18 protein-coding genes are annotated in these 14905 nt (G+C 40.1%); 7 read left to right on the top strand and 11 right to left on the bottom strand.

Translation table 11 applies throughout. The features are described from left to right. Positions 1-63: 63 nt before the first annotated feature. The 6 genes from OM33_RS06050 to OM33_RS06025 all read right to left on the bottom strand — a co-directional run bounded on the left by OM33_RS06050 (position 64) and on the right by OM33_RS06025 (position 4404). Positions 64-2016, bottom strand: a complete 1953-nt coding sequence (locus OM33_RS06050) for a DUF7305 domain-containing protein (protein ID WP_038640002.1) — start codon at positions 2014-2016, stop codon at positions 64-66. Then, on the bottom strand, positions 2016-2528 hold the full coding sequence (locus tag OM33_RS06045; RefSeq protein ID WP_038639999.1) for a PilW family protein: 513 nt from the start codon (positions 2526-2528) through the stop codon (positions 2016-2018). The genes OM33_RS06050 and OM33_RS06045 overlap by 1 nt, the downstream gene beginning before the upstream one ends. Beyond that, on the bottom strand, positions 2525-2914 hold the full coding sequence (locus tag OM33_RS06040; RefSeq protein WP_038639997.1) for a type IV pilus modification PilV family protein: 390 nt from the start codon (positions 2912-2914) through the stop codon (positions 2525-2527). Before OM33_RS06040 ends, OM33_RS06045 begins: the two co-directional genes overlap by 4 nt. Next, complete coding sequence (locus OM33_RS06035; RefSeq protein WP_038639994.1) at positions 2901-3338, bottom strand: GspH/FimT family pseudopilin; 438 nt, start codon at positions 3336-3338, stop codon at positions 2901-2903. Before OM33_RS06035 ends, OM33_RS06040 begins: the two co-directional genes overlap by 14 nt. Positions 3339-3346: 8 nt before the next feature. Then, on the bottom strand, positions 3347-3721 hold the full coding sequence (locus OM33_RS06030) for a type IV pilin protein (protein WP_038639991.1): 375 nt from the start codon (positions 3719-3721) through the stop codon (positions 3347-3349). A 176-nt stretch (positions 3722-3897) separates the two neighbouring features. Continuing rightward, positions 3898-4404, bottom strand: a complete 507-nt coding sequence (locus OM33_RS06025) for a DUF3087 domain-containing protein (protein WP_038639988.1) — start codon at positions 4402-4404, stop codon at positions 3898-3900. 142 nt (positions 4405-4546) lie between these two features. Between OM33_RS06025 and azu the strand changes: the two genes are divergently transcribed. From azu to OM33_RS06005, 5 genes are all read left to right on the top strand, one after another. After that, positions 4547-4999: an azurin gene (gene azu, locus OM33_RS06020; protein ID WP_038643083.1), complete on the top strand. Its 453-nt coding sequence runs from the start codon at positions 4547-4549 to the stop codon at positions 4997-4999. 239 nt (positions 5000-5238) lie between these two features. Further along, a complete protein-coding gene (locus OM33_RS22495; protein ID WP_010560955.1) occupies positions 5239-5409 on the top strand; it encodes a hypothetical protein in 171 nt (56 codons plus the stop codon). Between the two features lie 284 nt (positions 5410-5693). Beyond that, the gene (locus tag OM33_RS06015) at positions 5694-6716 is read left to right on the top strand and encodes a phospholipase C/P1 nuclease family protein (RefSeq protein WP_038639985.1); all 1023 of its coding nucleotides are present in this window, start codon (positions 5694-5696) and stop codon (positions 6714-6716) included. Then, positions 6717-7814 (top strand): peptidylprolyl isomerase, encoded by a 1098-nt coding sequence (locus tag OM33_RS06010; protein WP_038639984.1) that lies wholly within the window; start codon positions 6717-6719, stop codon positions 7812-7814. It abuts the gene before it with no gap. After that, a complete protein-coding gene (locus OM33_RS06005; RefSeq protein WP_038639981.1) occupies positions 7811-8323 on the top strand; it encodes a hypothetical protein in 513 nt (170 codons plus the stop codon). The genes OM33_RS06010 and OM33_RS06005 overlap by 4 nt, the downstream gene beginning before the upstream one ends. Before the next feature lie 27 nt (positions 8324-8350). On the opposite strand, the gene OM33_RS06000 is transcribed toward OM33_RS06005, so the two are convergent. The 4 genes from OM33_RS06000 to OM33_RS05985 all read right to left on the bottom strand — a co-directional run bounded on the left by OM33_RS06000 (position 8351) and on the right by OM33_RS05985 (position 12882). Further along, a complete protein-coding gene (locus OM33_RS06000; protein ID WP_038639975.1) occupies positions 8351-9052 on the bottom strand; it encodes a DUF3581 family protein in 702 nt (233 codons plus the stop codon). 88 nt (positions 9053-9140) lie between these two features. After that, positions 9141-9782 carry an outer membrane protein gene (locus OM33_RS05995; RefSeq protein WP_038639973.1) on the bottom strand — a complete coding sequence of 214 codons (642 nt, stop codon included), beginning with the start codon at positions 9780-9782 and terminating at the stop codon, positions 9141-9143. A 141-nt stretch (positions 9783-9923) separates the two neighbouring features. Beyond that, positions 9924-11408, bottom strand: coding sequence for a glutamate--tRNA ligase (gltX, locus tag OM33_RS05990; protein WP_038639970.1), 1485 nt, complete (start codon positions 11406-11408; stop codon positions 9924-9926). Between the two features lie 91 nt (positions 11409-11499). Further along, a complete protein-coding gene (locus OM33_RS05985; RefSeq protein WP_052140914.1) occupies positions 11500-12882 on the bottom strand; it encodes an aminotransferase-like domain-containing protein in 1383 nt (460 codons plus the stop codon). A gap of 92 nt (positions 12883-12974) precedes the next feature. On the opposite strand from OM33_RS05985, the gene OM33_RS05980 reads away from it, so the two are divergent. Both OM33_RS05980 and OM33_RS05975 read left to right on the top strand, forming a co-directional pair. Then, the gene (locus tag OM33_RS05980; protein ID WP_038639969.1) at positions 12975-13580 is read left to right on the top strand and encodes a LysE family translocator; all 606 of its coding nucleotides are present in this window, start codon (positions 12975-12977) and stop codon (positions 13578-13580) included. A 12-nt stretch (positions 13581-13592) separates the two neighbouring features. After that, entirely contained in the window at positions 13593-14012 is a 420-nt protein-coding gene (locus OM33_RS05975) for a GNAT family N-acetyltransferase (RefSeq protein WP_038639966.1), read from the top strand. Here OM33_RS05975 and OM33_RS05970 read toward each other — a convergent pair. Next, the gene (locus OM33_RS05970; protein ID WP_038639963.1) at positions 14009-14881 is read right to left on the bottom strand and encodes a LysR family transcriptional regulator; all 873 of its coding nucleotides are present in this window, start codon (positions 14879-14881) and stop codon (positions 14009-14011) included. The two genes, OM33_RS05975 and OM33_RS05970, sit on opposite strands and share 4 nt — an antisense overlap. Between the last annotated feature and the right edge of the window lie 24 nt (positions 14882-14905).

Here is a 14905-nt window from a genome sequence, read left to right as displayed (position 1 = left end):
GTGACATAGGGTAATTTCAAATTAGGTTAAAGTATTCAGGTGACTATAAACCTAATTTGATCGCTATAAATATTGAAATCCCAAAAACTGAAATTTACCCTCAGAAGAATTATTGGGATCAGGCCCCACAACTGACTCACCTAAATAGGCATCATAATGAAATGCGCCACTACCTGTAACTGACACCGTTTTACCTAAGATAGCTCCCATAAAGTCAGCAGATGATGTCACTGTCACATCCGTTTTGGGCGCATAAACTGCAGCATAAATATCTTCAGATCCCCCTTGGATAGCAATGCCATCACCAACATAATCACTAAAGATACTTAAAACAGGTAATTTATCAGGATCGGTTAAGCCCACATCAGGTGTGTAAACTTCGCCACCAGCTCCGACCGTAAAACTGCCCTGAATAATGATCATTAAACTACTGCCATCTGGAATAGTTAGGGTTGATTGGCCTCCCATTTCAAAATCACCTTTGATAAACCATACAACATCAGAGTTATCGGCAATTTTGATATGCCCCTTAACGGCAACACTATCAACCATAATAACGTCACGCTCTAGGCTAAGAAAAGTAGCTTTAACACTTTCGAGTGAAGCGACACTTCCTTGACTAGTTGAATTTTGGTCACGCGTAAATTCAGCACTGGTTTCACCGATAACAAATACATCTCCACTGCCAGAACCACTAACAAATAAGTCCCCATTAGAAACATAATCATCATTGATATCAGACATCTGACTATCAATATTTAGTGGGTCACACTGTACATCACCTGCACCGCTGCCATCATCGAACGGAATTTCTTCAAGCGGTTCAATAACATCAAACAAAGCCAATAAGTTGGCTTCAGTTTCATGGTAGATACCGAGTCCAAAATTGGTGTGTTCTATAAAGCTCCCGGTACCTGCATACAATAAGTTATCGCCTGAGATAGTCGTGCCCCATTTCGGCAAGCTCACATCACCAATTACGCGAACACCACCATCTACTCGCCCATAAGTTTGAATATAATTACCATATGTTTGAACACCAAAAGACAAATCTGACGTATCAAAATCAATAATGGTATTATTCAAAAACACATTTCCTTTACTAAAAACACCGCCATAGATAGTTTCACCAGTGATGCTTACATTTGAAGGATCGGAAGACGAGCCAACTACTGGTGATGAAATAACATCTCCACCAACGACTACTTGCGATAACGTGATGTAGCTATTGCTTTGGATAGTGCCGCCAACTATCGTGTTTTTGATATCAACATAATCCAACGCTGAAATATTACCACCAATAAAACTGGAGGCACTTGTAATATCAACATAGCCATTGGTGCTTAAATTCCCCGAAATAGAGGCCGAACCACCAAAAATGACATTACTTGTTGCTTTCACATCCCCTTGTATATCTGCGCCACCTTTAATGGTAATTACGCCAATATCTGATACAGTACTGACAGTCACCGCATCACCGACATTTGTGCCGCCATAAGCTCCATCAGCTGAATTATAACTATCGGCTTCGCCACTGCCACCAAGCACCACACCATCGCAGCCTGTTAATCCAGTAGCAAATGGCGAAGGGTAGGTGACTAAATTGCCAGGCACAAATTTGAATACTGCACTAAGTGTATCACGCCCTTCAAATTGGCTACCTTGTGTCTTAAATGTAAATATATCACCTGAAACTGAAGCTATTTCACTGCTATATTTGCTGTGGTCGGTAAGACCTGTATCTGACATCATCTCAGGGTTTGCTGCTATTGCTTCAACAAAATCGTCTAATTCCATATATGGATTAGCGCTTATCATGTTCTCAACTTCTTCTCGAATACTGAGCACCCCCATTTCAGCAGTATGCCTTGAGTTCATCTTCTTGTGAAAATTACCCGACAGCCTTTCCTGAATGAAATTATCTTTCAATGAACCAGCAACTAATACACTTGCCATCATCACTAATAACATAACACTCAAGATGGCAAAGCCTTTGTTTGGATGAGAATACGGCATTAATTTGTCTCCTCCATTAATATTTTACTACTCAGCGCAATATCAATTCTTACGCCATTAGGTAAATCTGCTATTGGGAAATCATCGGGCAAAACTGTGATCTGCACTAAGTCATCATTTATCACAATCGACATTGCATCGATGCCTTGCAAAATAACCACTTCACCGTTGCCCGCATCGCAAAATAAATTAGGTGATTCAAAACGGTAAGATTCAGTGTAAGGAGCTGCAACAGGTGTAGTACCATCACATGCCACTGCGCCGACTTTATCTTGCACAACACGGATATTTTCAGGTGCCGTCGATGTAGGCGAAACCATAGTTTGTTTTAAACTGCGACTAAAAACATCCGTTGTATAACGCAGAACTTCTTGGGTATTTTCGATATTTTTTGAAAGATTAATTGAGTCTGATATACCAATATACGCAAATCCAGTACCTGCAATTAACGACATAGAAACAGCCATTGCCACCATAAGCTCAACAAGCGAGAAACCTTTTGTACTTTTCATAAGCACACCCCAGGTAATTTGACGTGTAAAGCGGCACTATTGGCCAAATTATCAGTCATTCGCTCATCACTCCAACTAACAACAACTTCAAAATCATCAATATCAAAACCATTAGGAAACTCAATGGTGTATTTATCTGTTTGTGTTGCAACATTAAGATCAGCAAGCGTCACTGTACCGTTTTGTAATTCACACAAATTAGCCCATGATTGTTCAATTGCGTTATTTGCTTGAATCAAAGAAAGGGTATAATCAAGACTACTAGCAGCATATTGCAGAGACTTTACTTGCCCGACCCCTAAGCTCAATAAAGCTATCGCCGATACCACAGTAGCCACCATGGCTTCAACAAGTGAAAAACCAGATTGTTTATTATTGCGTTTCACTTACACACCCTCCTTTGGTTAACTGACTTTGTCCACTAACCAAAACAGAAAAACACCTATCTTGAGTATCAGCATCATCATCTTCAATACTTAGGTTAATACTTGTTGTTTCGCCTGACGCACGTATCGTCATGTTTGCCAAGCCCTTAACAGAAATCGAGTCATAGTTGCTGCTAAACACCATTATGGTGTCTCCATCCAATTGCACTAACCACTCACCACGGGAAGCAACAAGCTGAACATCAGTCTCCCTTTTTACAGCTTCACTGCGTGCGAATTTGAATGTGCTAGTCAGTTGGTTAGCGGTTGTTACTAATCTGTCGGATTTAATAGTCGTGATCATTGAGGGAATGGCGATAGTACTCATAATACCGATGATGCTTGAAACGACTGCGAGCTCAATTAGGGTGTAACCATTTTTCATACCCCCCCCTAACGCCAACATGAGTCTAGCGATGCAGTTGTAGCTCCTTGCTGATTAACAGATAAATCGCCGCATTTATCATCGGCTTGAGCACCTTTTGGGCTGGCACTCAGGGTAAAAGCAGTGTCACTGTCACGTGAATATGTGTATGCATAATAATCAGATATCTCGACGGTAATTGCATCGACAGCAGGGTATTCCCCTAGGCGGGTATAATTTCTTTCCAGGGTCCCAGAAAGTTGCAGTAAATATTGTTGCGCATCAACTCTTCGACTTTCTTTTACGTACTCAGAGTAAGCAGGTAAAGCAACAGCTGTGAGAATACCAATGATTGCAACCACAATCATAATCTCGACTAAAGTAAAACCATTTCGATTATGCATTTCTTCCCCCTTGAATAATGCGCCAGAAATGCAAATCCATTTGGTTCTGGTATATTATAAGTATAGAAAAGCATAAAAAATAGACAAAATAAAAAGTCGTTTATTTTGTCCATTCAAATCTTTTTTAGAAAGGTGTCAACACTGCATAAAGAGTGGTTATTCGGTGATAATTAACATTAATAATTAGTGAGGCTTTGGGGATCAAATTTATTGGCATCAAGGGTTACATTAACCTCACGTGCTTTTGCATCAAGTTCAGCCTGCCAAACGCTCAACTCTTCCATCGTAATGGTGTTGTCATCCAATTGCCAAAGCTGGCGAGAACCGGCATATGAGTAGTTAATAATTTGCATTGCAACAACATCGCCTTGGTCTACCGCTGCTTTTAGCTTACGCATTTTACGCGTAATGTAATTAAGCTGCTTTTTTAATTCCCACACATACGTTACTTCAGTCATAAAGTCATGATGCTTATATTTTTTTAATACGCTCGCAATGAGTAAACACGTCACCACAACACCAGCAAGGTTCCAATGAAAATGACTGCCCTGCTCACTAGGGAAGACAGCAATAAGCGCTTGCGCAATACCCAAACTACCCATTACTAACGCTGCAATACAACCTGCAATCACTTTGTTTAAATGGTTGCGATAACGGGTTTTATTGATCTCTTGTAATTTCATTAACGTAATTACCTAATAATTTATCGAACATTAAATTTAGGGAAATCATTTTACCACTTATCGAATGAAACAAAACCTTGCAACTACACTCCCAAAAGATAAAATACAAATAATTCTCAATAACATTTAGATTATGAAATATATGAAAAATTTAATCAAATTAGGTTTACTTACTCTTACAGCATCTTTTTTCTCAGCAAATGCTTCAGCATCATGCTCCGCTAAGCTTGAAGCAAACGACATGATGCAGTTTAATCAAAACACCTTAAGTTTCTCTAAAGACTGTAAAGAAATCAGCATTGAACTTAAACACACTGGCAAACTTCCGGCCAAAACCATGGGACACAATGTTGTGGTGGTTGATAGCGCAAACATTCAAGCAGTCGCTACCGATGGTATGGCAGCAGGAATTGAAAACCAGTACGTAAAACAAGGCGATGAACGGGTTTATGGTTTTTCAAAGGTGATCGGTGGTGGTGAGTCAACGACATTAACCTTTGCAACGAACAAACTAAAAGTGGGTGGGGACTATTCATTTTTCTGTTCATTCCCTGGTCACTGGGCAATTATGAAAGGTAAGCTAGAGTTTAAATAAGCTAATTTCACTGGGCGATTTATTAATCGCCCAATTACGGACATTTGTCCTTATTGGTACTACCTTTATCACACTATAGTGGTGAATCACTTCAAAAATACAGTGTCAATTAATGAACTTTACCGTCATTAAAACGTCATAACTCTGTATTAAGTTAATGGAAATCGCAGCCACCCTGATCCAGTGACTGCACCTGTTAAACCTGTGTTTATGCAAACACATTGATAAGAGAGTCGAAAATGGACTATTTATATCAAGGATCCAAAATCCATGTGGCACTGCCTGTGGACTTTGCATCCATAAATAAAAGCAAGGTGACTTTCGAAGATAAGTCAGGCAACCAACGCGTTGATTTCGAAAATAAAAGCGACGCACGCCAATTCCTTAGCTGGCTAACAAGCCAAAAATAAAAAAACCGCGAGATTCGCGGTTTTTTTATATCTTTTTCTTAAATTTTTAGCTTATAAAAAGCACACCACTATTTGCCGTTACATATTAAATATAATCATTAAAGCGCTTTTTAAGCCCCTCTTGTTATACCCATCTAATAGCAAATTAACAGAAACACTATGCATACACTTATTAACGATTAAATACAAAAGTGTTAGAGTAAATACTTCATATAAATGTAAATTAGCTGTAAAAATAAACACTTAACTTAGTACCCCTATTGACAACAAAAATAAGGGTACACATGAAAACCAACGTTATTTCACTGCTTGTTGCAGGTACAATTGCCTGTGCTAGCCAGCAAGCTAATGCCTTCTCACAAGAAACTCACAAGCGAATCGTCATTGACGCCGTAAATTATATGCAGCAAAACCCAAGCTCTACCGAGTATGCCAAGCTGTCAGCATGGGCGTCTCAACTTAATCTATCGGTTGCACAATTAGCTAACCTGCTTGGTCAAGCTGCTTACGATGTTGATGATTTTGAAGACACATTTTTCTGTGGTGCGATTACCGGCTCTTGTGTACAGGCACCAATTTGGGGCGCAGCTGAAAGCATTGTAAAGTACACGAGCTACTGGCACTTTCAAAACCATACTCAAGGCCCCGACCAACACGGCAATGATTTTGGCGGTTACAATTACCAAAAACTTACAGTGTGGGGCGATATTGATAACTTAGCGGCAACTTGGTTAAAAGGTGATTACTTAGACGATGGCCGCGGTGGTGAAACTGGCTGGTTTGGCTCTGATTCATCAAAATATAATAGCTATGGCATTACAGAAGCAAACTACCGTATCGATGGTCACTCACACTACAATATGTATGATGACTTTGAAGAGATGCCCTTCCAACCAATTGATCACCTCGGTCAATATTGGTATCAAAAATTCATTGAAAGCAAAAACCCACAAATTCTTGGTTTTGTTTTTCATACCACCGATTTACTTCAACCGCATCATACTTGGGTAACTTCAGCATTAAACCATTCGGGTTGGGAATCATGGGTTAAAGATTACTATGATAAAGAACAACTCAATGATTTTAGTAAAGTTACTCAAGCACTGGAGTATTACTCTGCACTTGATGCTAATCAGCAAGACATTCGCCCGATTCTTACTCAAGGGGGTGCGCTTTCTTATTCACAAGGCGGTATTGTGCTTAATTCGAAAGACCATTATGACCGAGTAAATACAGGCCAAGTTGTTATTCCACATGCCATTGCCATGGTCGTACATTTACTTAACCATGCTGTGGTACAACTATAAATGAAGTATTTTGTTATATTAAGCACGCTTATAGCGTGCTTTGCACAGGCCAATGTGCAGTTAAAACAAGAAGAAATCGCCTTTATGAATCAGTTTTATTTAAAACAAGGCGAACAATTATCGAATCAACAAACGCAAAGCAGGCTCGAAACCCTGTCTTTTCACCTTGACCTTGCAAAACAAAAAGCGCCCACACTGCTTGACCGCGTATCCAATGTTGGCTTTAGTACGCGCTATCATAAAAAGCGCTATATGCTGAGTTTACTCAACGCAAACATTAACGCAGCAGCAAACATTAAACTCGCAATAACGAAAGAAGAGTTAATGCAATTACTCGGCGATTACCCAGCAGATGGCAATGCAGATTTGGCGTTTATAAATACCTTATCAATGCCATTAAGTGGAAAGTATACCTTAGCTGATGCCTACCAAGATGCGTCGATGCAAGCTCGCTTTAATCTTCATCAAGGTGATATCAATCAGTTAACTGAATTAACAAACATTGACGTTCAATATCAATCAATTAAACAGCACTACACAAATAAGCATGTACGATGGCAAGTATTAGAAGATTTAAGTATTAGCCAAGCCATTACCCCTGCCCTGCTATCGTACCTTGGCGTAAAAGCCAGTTTGCATAACGAAAGCCCTTATCTTGATAAGCTAAAAACGCAAGTAACGCCAAGAGCCATCAAACAGTATTACAATCAAAACAAGCAACAATTTCGCTACAGTGCTCAAGTGACAGCCGCATCTGTCTCATTTAAAAGCCATGAGGCTGCTCAAAGTAAAATTAAAAATGAGAAAGCGTTGCAGCAGATACTCGCCAATAAAAAGCGATTAATCCCACGTGAAGCGCTCAATAGTAATTTTATTAATCAAGCCGCATTTAATTTATCAACAAAACAAGGTCCGACGCTGTTACGCACACCTATAAACGAGTGGGTAATAATCCAAGTATTTGATAAAAAATATGATTACTATTCTGAAAAAAGCGAAACCGTAAAATACCAAGCAACAAGTGCGCTCGCACAAGCTAAGGCTAAAGAAAACTATGCCACAGCTAAGAAGCGCTGGCAGCAAGGGGCGAGCTTATGAAAAGAAAACCCTTATTAATGGTAACGTTTATTGCATTAATAGCTTGGCTAATTTGGTTTAGCAATCAACCAAGCGATAATACCTATGCTCAATCATTTATGGCAGCCCCAGCCCCGGTAAAAGTGTTAACGCCATCATTGCCTAAGATGCATAATACTTCTCAAAACATGGCAGTCACCCCAATCAAAGTGTCAGCGCCAAAAGCCATTTATAATACCCATGTCAAAGTCGACATACCGCCAATAACTCCTTCTACTCCCCGTCAGGCGTTTAACGGTGATTTGGACGATCACGATGCCTATTTGAATTATGAGTCTGCGCAAGACGTTGCTCTTAAAACCGCTTATATTCAAGCCGCCAAAGAAAAAGTAAAATTACTAAACAGCTGGCTGGCTAAAGGTATTGAAGCAGAGTTAGATCAATCACAACTTGAGTTTGCTAGAGAAAAAATACGCGCCTTAGAGCAGCTTGCTAAAGCATTAGAAGAAGAATTAAAAAAGGCGAGCTAACTGCTCGCCTGTTTCAAATATTGTGCGTTACGCTGGCTTTAAATCAACTTTACGCTGATTGTAATAAGCAATTAATTCATCAACTGTTTTTTGACAGTATTCACGAATACCCGAGACCAGCATATTCTTTTCGCCTTTACCAATTACTTTATCACCATCTTTAAATACAAATGGTAACGTGATCTTGCCACGCTTACCTGAAAGTTCAAATTCAGGGGTTACAAACTCTAATACAGGCTGTTTAACGTCAAGGTTTGAAAACTCAATCGACATTGACTCATACATCACCATTGGACGTGCAGGGTTAATCATCACCTCTTGCTCACCCATTAATGGAATAATCACATGAGGAAACGCCTTACCAGAAAACTCTACATAGTTTTTAATTAGGCTATTAGTTAACTCTTCACAGGTCGACGTATCACCTTCACGGTTTACCGATAAGTACACTTTTTCATCTTGTGTTAATGCAATATCACTGTCAGCATCAGGAAAAGTAAGCGATACTTTTTCATCAACCATACCTGCAAAAGTAAAGTGCATTTTTTCACTTACACCGTACTTGTTTAACACCATTGAGAAAAGTAAATCACCTGGCACACAAAAACGCTTTGCATCAATGTCATGAAGTGGGTTGTAATCGTCAGCAATCAGTTTTGCAAAACGGCTTGCCTGATCACGGGTAAACGATACTTTTCCTTCAGACTCTTGATAGAAACCAGATAACATAAAATAACCTCAATTTTAACTTGGCCGCGCATTTTATCAGCGTTTTTCTTAATAATTGGTCATACCTGTTGAGGGTAATAGAGCGTACCTAAAAACGCCATTCCATATTCAAGTAATATTTATCCATTGATAAGAAGGTGTGGTGGCTATAACCCGCTTTTAGAGCCCAATTGCGAGCGAAGTCATACTGTAAACCTAGGCCTAAATTAGCCCCTAAATTGGTTGAATTATCGCGCGCTATTACTTCGCGTTGATCATCTCGCCAATAAGAGAGCTTAGTAGAAACGCGTGTAAGAGCTAGTCCAGCAATACCATAAAATGATAATTGTTCATTAATATGATAAAAATGATAAATACCATCTAGGGTCAAAATGCTTGCATCGCTGTCATGATACACATTGTTTGAACAATCAAAAAAGCACCAATCTAGCCAATCCAACTCGATGCCATAGGTATAATTAGCACGTACAGCAAAATCGTTAGTCAGATAGTAACCCAAACCGACACTTGCATTAACAATATCAGCATCGTCACTGCTTAAGTCATACTCATCTAACAACTCTTCCAGGTTTTGGTCGAGCTCGTCTCTAGCATCCTTACTGTTGTAATTGTAATAGTTAGAAGCAACCCCAAAATTGACAAAATATTGCCCCTGTTTCTGATTGTTAGCCATTGTTATATTAGGTAGTAACAATGCCCCAACTAGCGCTAAAAACGAAACACATTTCATAACATATCCCTATGTATTTAAGCGGAAAATTAAATTGGCTATATCGTACCTAAATTAAGGAAAAGACCTAGAAAACAAAAGTAATAAAATGTAAAAAGCCAGCATTACGCTGGCTTTTAAAAACAATAAATTTAAACGTTGTTATTGCGCTTGGTACGCCTTATAGGCTTTTTCTAGCTTCTTCGCTTGCTTCTTAGAAACACCAATATGGTTTAACGCTACACGTAAACGTGCACGCGACATATCTGAACCTAAAATCTCCATTGCATCAACAACTGATGTAGACGATGTTTTACCTGTGATAGCAACAAAAATTGGCTCTAAGAAGTCTTTAATCTTAAGCTCAAAGTGTGTAGCAACCGCTTTTGCAATGGCAAAAATCTCTGACTTTTCCCAAGTACGTAGCGCTTCTAGTTCCCAGATGAAAATTTGTAACGCTTCACGCACCACATCTTCTTCAGCTTTACCTGCTGTAAGAAGTGCTGGGTCATATTCTGGTGTACCTGCAACAAAATGACCTGCTAAATCAACTAAATCTGATAACGTATTAATACGCGTTTTTGCCTGCGGCAATACTTTAGCAAGTAACTCAGGGTTAAATTTCCAGTCAAAGAAACGCGCCATTAACTCTTCGTCTGATAAGTTTTCGCGGATCCATAAACCGTTTAACCAGTTAAGCTTGTCGATATCGAAAATTGGACCACCGAGTGATACACGCTTCATATCAAAGTGTTCAATCATTTCATCAAGCGTGAACTTTTCACGCTCATCTGGCATTGACCAACCCATACGGCCAAGGTAGTTAAGCAGTGCTTCTGGTAAAAAGCCCATCTCTTTATAATAGTTAATAGATGTTGGGTTTTTACGCTTAGATAGTTTTGACTTATCAGGGTTACGTAGTAGTGGTAAGTGACCCAATACCGGCGGCTGCCAACCAAAGTCTTCGTAAAGTTTTAATAGCTTAGGCGCTGAGTTAATCCACTCTTCACCGCGGAAAATATGGCTAATTTCCATATGGTGATCATCTACCACATTTGCTAAGAAATAAGTTGGGAAACCATCCGCTTTTAAAAGCACCTGCATGTCTACGTTTTCCCACGGGATCTCAATCTCACCACGTAGATAATCGTTAAACTTGAAAGAACCCTCAGCAGGAATTTTCATACGGATAACGTAAGGCTTACCCGCTTCAAGGTTTGCTTTAATTTCGTCTTCAGACAAGTTTAAACCACGGCCGTCATACTTAGGACGAAGACCTTCTGCCATTTGCTCTTCACGCATTTGGTCAAGCTCTTCAGCTGTGGCAAAACAGTAAAACGCTTTACCTTCATAAACCAATTGCTGAGCAAACTTTTTGTACATATCAGAACGCTCAGACTGACGGTAAGGGCCAAACTCACCACCCACATCAGGACCGTGATCCCAGTTAAGGCCTAACCACTTAAGGCTATCCATAATTGCTTGTTCTGATTCACGCGTGCTACGCACTTGGTCTGTATCTTCAATACGCAGTACAAATTCACCACCTTGCTGTTTCGCAAAGCAGTAGTTAAATAGTGCAATATAGGCCGTTCCTAAATGCGGATCACCGGTTGGTGACGGTGCAACACGTGTACGAATTGTCATCAAATTTCTCTTATAAATCGATAGCGATAAAATTGGCGAAAAGATAGCACACCACGGCTATTTTTCGAAGTCATTCCCTCATTTTTTTAAGCTAAATGACCACTTCAATACCACCATCACGATGCCGTAGCACTTGATCAACACGGGCAAGGCCAAGTTCAAATGCTTGTCGTGAGCTGGGGCCGCCCAAAGTAAATCTAAGTGCGTTACAATTCGCGTTGCCATTGCGTGTGAATACATCAACGGTTCGCACAATCACGCGATTTGCTTTTAATTGATTTGCCAGTGAGAACATATTGATATGCTCCGGCAGTGGTAAATACACATTCAAGCCCGAAAAAATGGCCTCTAAGCCATGTTTTTCAAAAAGCGATCGCAGTAATTTGATGCGCGCGCTTACTTCATCTGCAAGCTGCGATTGGTTGCGTTTAAATTCATCATCGTGTAATGCAAGTGCTAACAACTCAAAATTCATCATAGATACCGACCAACACTGACTATGAATTTGCTTAAGCACTGCTTGTTGCCACAAAAATGGCGCAATTAAGTATCCCGCCCGCAAGCCACCAGCAAAGTATTTTGAAAAGCTACCAATATAGAACACCCTGTCGTTGGCAGTTTGCCAAAGTGGTAAACGCCAGTTTTCAGGTAAGCAATAATTAACGTCATCTTCAAGAATAAAAAAATTATAACGCTGACTGAGCGCAAGCAGTCCATCTAACGTTGCTTGGTCATAACGAATATTGGTGGGGTTTTGGCAGTTTGGCGTTATGTAAATTGCTTTGACTGAATTCGACTTAAAGTAGGCCTCAAGCACGTTTAAATCGATGCCTTGAGGTGTAAGCTCAATCGATTTTGTATTTAAACCAAGTGAATCACACGCTTGATAAAAACCGGGATAACACATTTCCTCGTGAAGCACCGTATCGCCAGCTTGGCACAATGCAGCAAGCACACTGTAAATCGCTTGCTGGGCACCTTGGCAAAAAATCAGTTCCTGCTTGCCAATTTGCAATCCTTTATCGTTTAACCAAGCTTTAAACGTACTTTGTAGTTCATCGCTGCCATTGAGTTTGTAGCGCAAAATATCTGTCAGCGCAGATTCGTTATTTGCGAGCTTACGCATTTGCTCGGCCAATACATTTTGCTGCCCCATAAGCGGCATCATGCTCGATGAAAAATCGGTATCGTCTAACTCATCCAGATGTACCGACTGCGCTTTTATAAACGTACCAGCCCCCAGTTTTGCCGTAGCAATGCCGCGTTTAACGAGTAAATCATAGGCGCGCGTAACCGTGCCATGAGTCACACCAAGGTGGTCGGCTAAAATTCGCTGCGCTGGCAACTTTTGCTCGGAAGAAATTACCCCAGATTGAGCGACACGCTCAATTAAATCCGCAAGCGCTTGATATTTTGAGTTTAATTTACAGAGTTTTTGGTACTCCGTAACATCTGGCAACCAAATTGTATTCATAACAATATTTAAATTGATCCTTTTTAAACAATATGCCATTGCTAACAATATAAATAAACATGAAATTGTATTGATACAATTAGAGGATCAAAATGGAAACCAGCACAGTATTATCATTATTGCCTGCACTTATATTATTTAGCATTAGTGCCACACTCACACCTGGGCCAAATAATATTCTGCTCGCCTATTCAGGGGCGAATTTTGGTTTTCGTAAAACACTACCGCATATTGTGGGCATTCGTATCGGCATGACGTGTATGCATTTAGCTATGTTGCTTGGCCTCGGCAAGCTGTTTGAGCAGTATCCAATGCTGCATCAAGTATTAAGTGTATTTGCTGCCAGCTACATTATTTATTTAGCGATTAAAATTGCGCGTGGTAAGCCAAATAGCAGTAACAGTAGCGCCTCCCCCATGACCTTTAGCCAAGCAGCGCTATTTCAATTGGTGAACCCTAAATCATGGGCCATGTTACTCACTTTAGTTACCGCACTGACGTTACCTAATGAACAGTACTGGCCTTCAGCTTTGCTAGGCGTAATCGTGTTTAACTTGGCCACCTTGCCCTGCTCGTTTTTTTGGGTTGCTGTTGGTCGATACTTAAAGGGATTTCTACAAAATCCACAAAAGCTAAAACGTTTTAATTTGGTTATGGCGAGTTTGCTGCTACTGACATTGCCACTTATCTTTTATTAAGGAGTAAACAATATGAAGGTGTGCCACACAATTGATGACCATGATTTTGAACACATTCATCAGTTTTTATCGCTTCATGCATATTGGTGTTTAAATATTCCAAAATACACATTAAAAACGGCGTTAAGCAACTCATTATGCTTTGTTATAAAAAATGAAGACGGCGAACTACTCGCATTTGCACGGGTAGTGAGTGACTATGCCACATTTGCAAATCTACTCGATGTCTTTGTGTTACCTGACAACCGAGGTTTGGGAGTTGGTAAAGCGCTCATTAAAGCCATTGTCGAACACCCAAATTTACAAGGTTTAAGACGTTTTACCCTTGCTACTAAAGATGCGCATGGGCTTTATCAGCAGTTTGGTTTTAAAGCGCCTAAATTCCCAGACGCAAATATGGAAATCTATTTACCCAATATTTATCAAGATTAAGGCACAATTATAGTGGGTGCTTCAGGTTCTTCTTTACCTAACATACGACGAATAGCATGCAGTTTTTGTGCATGCTCATTCTCTTTATGGTACGCAATATACACATCACGCTTAAACTCAGGTAATGCATCTAATCGATGCAACGACCCTTGCTCAATAAAGGGCTCTACTAATACATCAGGTAAATAGGCTGTGCCGCCACATTGCAACATTAAATCTAGTGCGATACGTGCCGTACTGGTTCGCATTAATGGTGTTGCCATGCCCTTAAGCTCTTTACCGTGCCATGCGGTGAAATTAGTGCCCCAATCAACACGAATATAACGGGTTACATCACTTGGGCTGGCAATTGGCTCGCTTGACGTTGATACTGGGATTAATGCGAATGTATGCAACAGTTCAATTTTCAATTCCTCTGCTTTGGGAGGATCAAAAATGATTGCAATATCAAGTGAACGTTCCAGTAACTGCCGGGTTATTTGCTCTCGCGCTAATATTTCAGCGACTAGGCTAACATCCGGTTGAGACGCATAAATCTTTGAGATTGCGTCATGAATATAGGTGTCCCACGTATTTGGCGTACCTGCAATTGAAATTTGCGTAACCTGTTCAACTGATAACGCCACATCTTGTTTTGCCATGCGCAGTGTTTGCATCATCACTTCAGCGTGTGAAACAAAACGCTCTCCTGCAGCGGTTAATTGAATATTGTTGCGATTGCGTACAAACAATTCAACGCCAAAATACTGCTCAAGTTGGCGAATTCTAGAACTTACAGCAGCTTGCGTTAAATATAAATTTTCAGCAGCCTTACCAAAATGGCGACAATCCTTTACTTCAATGAAGGTTTTAATTAATTCAATATCCAAAACAGTATCTCTTATCGTGACGAT

It is taken from the genome of Pseudoalteromonas piratica (assembly GCF_000788395.1).
Classification (GTDB): domain Bacteria; phylum Pseudomonadota; class Gammaproteobacteria; order Enterobacterales; family Alteromonadaceae; genus Pseudoalteromonas; species Pseudoalteromonas piratica.
Note: the sequence above shows the minus strand (reverse complement) of the source record. Positions and strands in the feature narration are given on the sequence as shown.

What these genes read in the sequence shown, in the direction of transcription:
- OM33_RS06050 (WP_038640002.1), bottom strand. Translation starts at nt 2,016, where the DNA reads ATGCCGTATTCTCATCCAAACAAAGGCTTTGCCATCTTGAGTGTTATG.
- OM33_RS06005 (WP_038639981.1), top strand. Translation starts at nt 7,811, where the DNA reads ATGAAAAGAAAACCCTTATTAATGGTAACGTTTATTGCATTAATAGCT.
- OM33_RS06025 (WP_038639988.1), bottom strand. Translation starts at nt 4,404, where the DNA reads ATGAAATTACAAGAGATCAATAAAACCCGTTATCGCAACCATTTAAAC.
- gltX (WP_038639970.1), bottom strand. Translation starts at nt 11,408, where the DNA reads ATGACAATTCGTACACGTGTTGCACCGTCACCAACCGGTGATCCGCAT.
- OM33_RS06015 (WP_038639985.1), top strand. Translation starts at nt 5,694, where the DNA reads ATGAAAACCAACGTTATTTCACTGCTTGTTGCAGGTACAATTGCCTGT.
- OM33_RS06035 (WP_038639994.1), bottom strand. Translation starts at nt 3,338, where the DNA reads ATGAAAAATGGTTACACCCTAATTGAGCTCGCAGTCGTTTCAAGCATC.
- azu (WP_038643083.1), top strand. Translation starts at nt 4,547, where the DNA reads ATGAAAAATTTAATCAAATTAGGTTTACTTACTCTTACAGCATCTTTT.
- OM33_RS22495 (WP_010560955.1), top strand. Translation starts at nt 5,239, where the DNA reads ATGGACTATTTATATCAAGGATCCAAAATCCATGTGGCACTGCCTGTG.
- OM33_RS06000 (WP_038639975.1), bottom strand. Translation starts at nt 9,052, where the DNA reads ATGTTATCTGGTTTCTATCAAGAGTCTGAAGGAAAAGTATCGTTTACC.
- OM33_RS05980 (WP_038639969.1), top strand. Translation starts at nt 12,975, where the DNA reads ATGGAAACCAGCACAGTATTATCATTATTGCCTGCACTTATATTATTT.
- OM33_RS05985 (WP_052140914.1), bottom strand. Translation starts at nt 12,882, where the DNA reads ATGAATACAATTTGGTTGCCAGATGTTACGGAGTACCAAAAACTCTGT.
- OM33_RS06010 (WP_038639984.1), top strand. Translation starts at nt 6,717, where the DNA reads ATGAAGTATTTTGTTATATTAAGCACGCTTATAGCGTGCTTTGCACAG.
- OM33_RS06030 (WP_038639991.1), bottom strand. Translation starts at nt 3,721, where the DNA reads ATGCATAATCGAAATGGTTTTACTTTAGTCGAGATTATGATTGTGGTT.
- OM33_RS05975 (WP_038639966.1), top strand. Translation starts at nt 13,593, where the DNA reads ATGAAGGTGTGCCACACAATTGATGACCATGATTTTGAACACATTCAT.
- OM33_RS05995 (WP_038639973.1), bottom strand. Translation starts at nt 9,782, where the DNA reads ATGAAATGTGTTTCGTTTTTAGCGCTAGTTGGGGCATTGTTACTACCT.
- OM33_RS06045 (WP_038639999.1), bottom strand. Translation starts at nt 2,528, where the DNA reads ATGAAAAGTACAAAAGGTTTCTCGCTTGTTGAGCTTATGGTGGCAATG.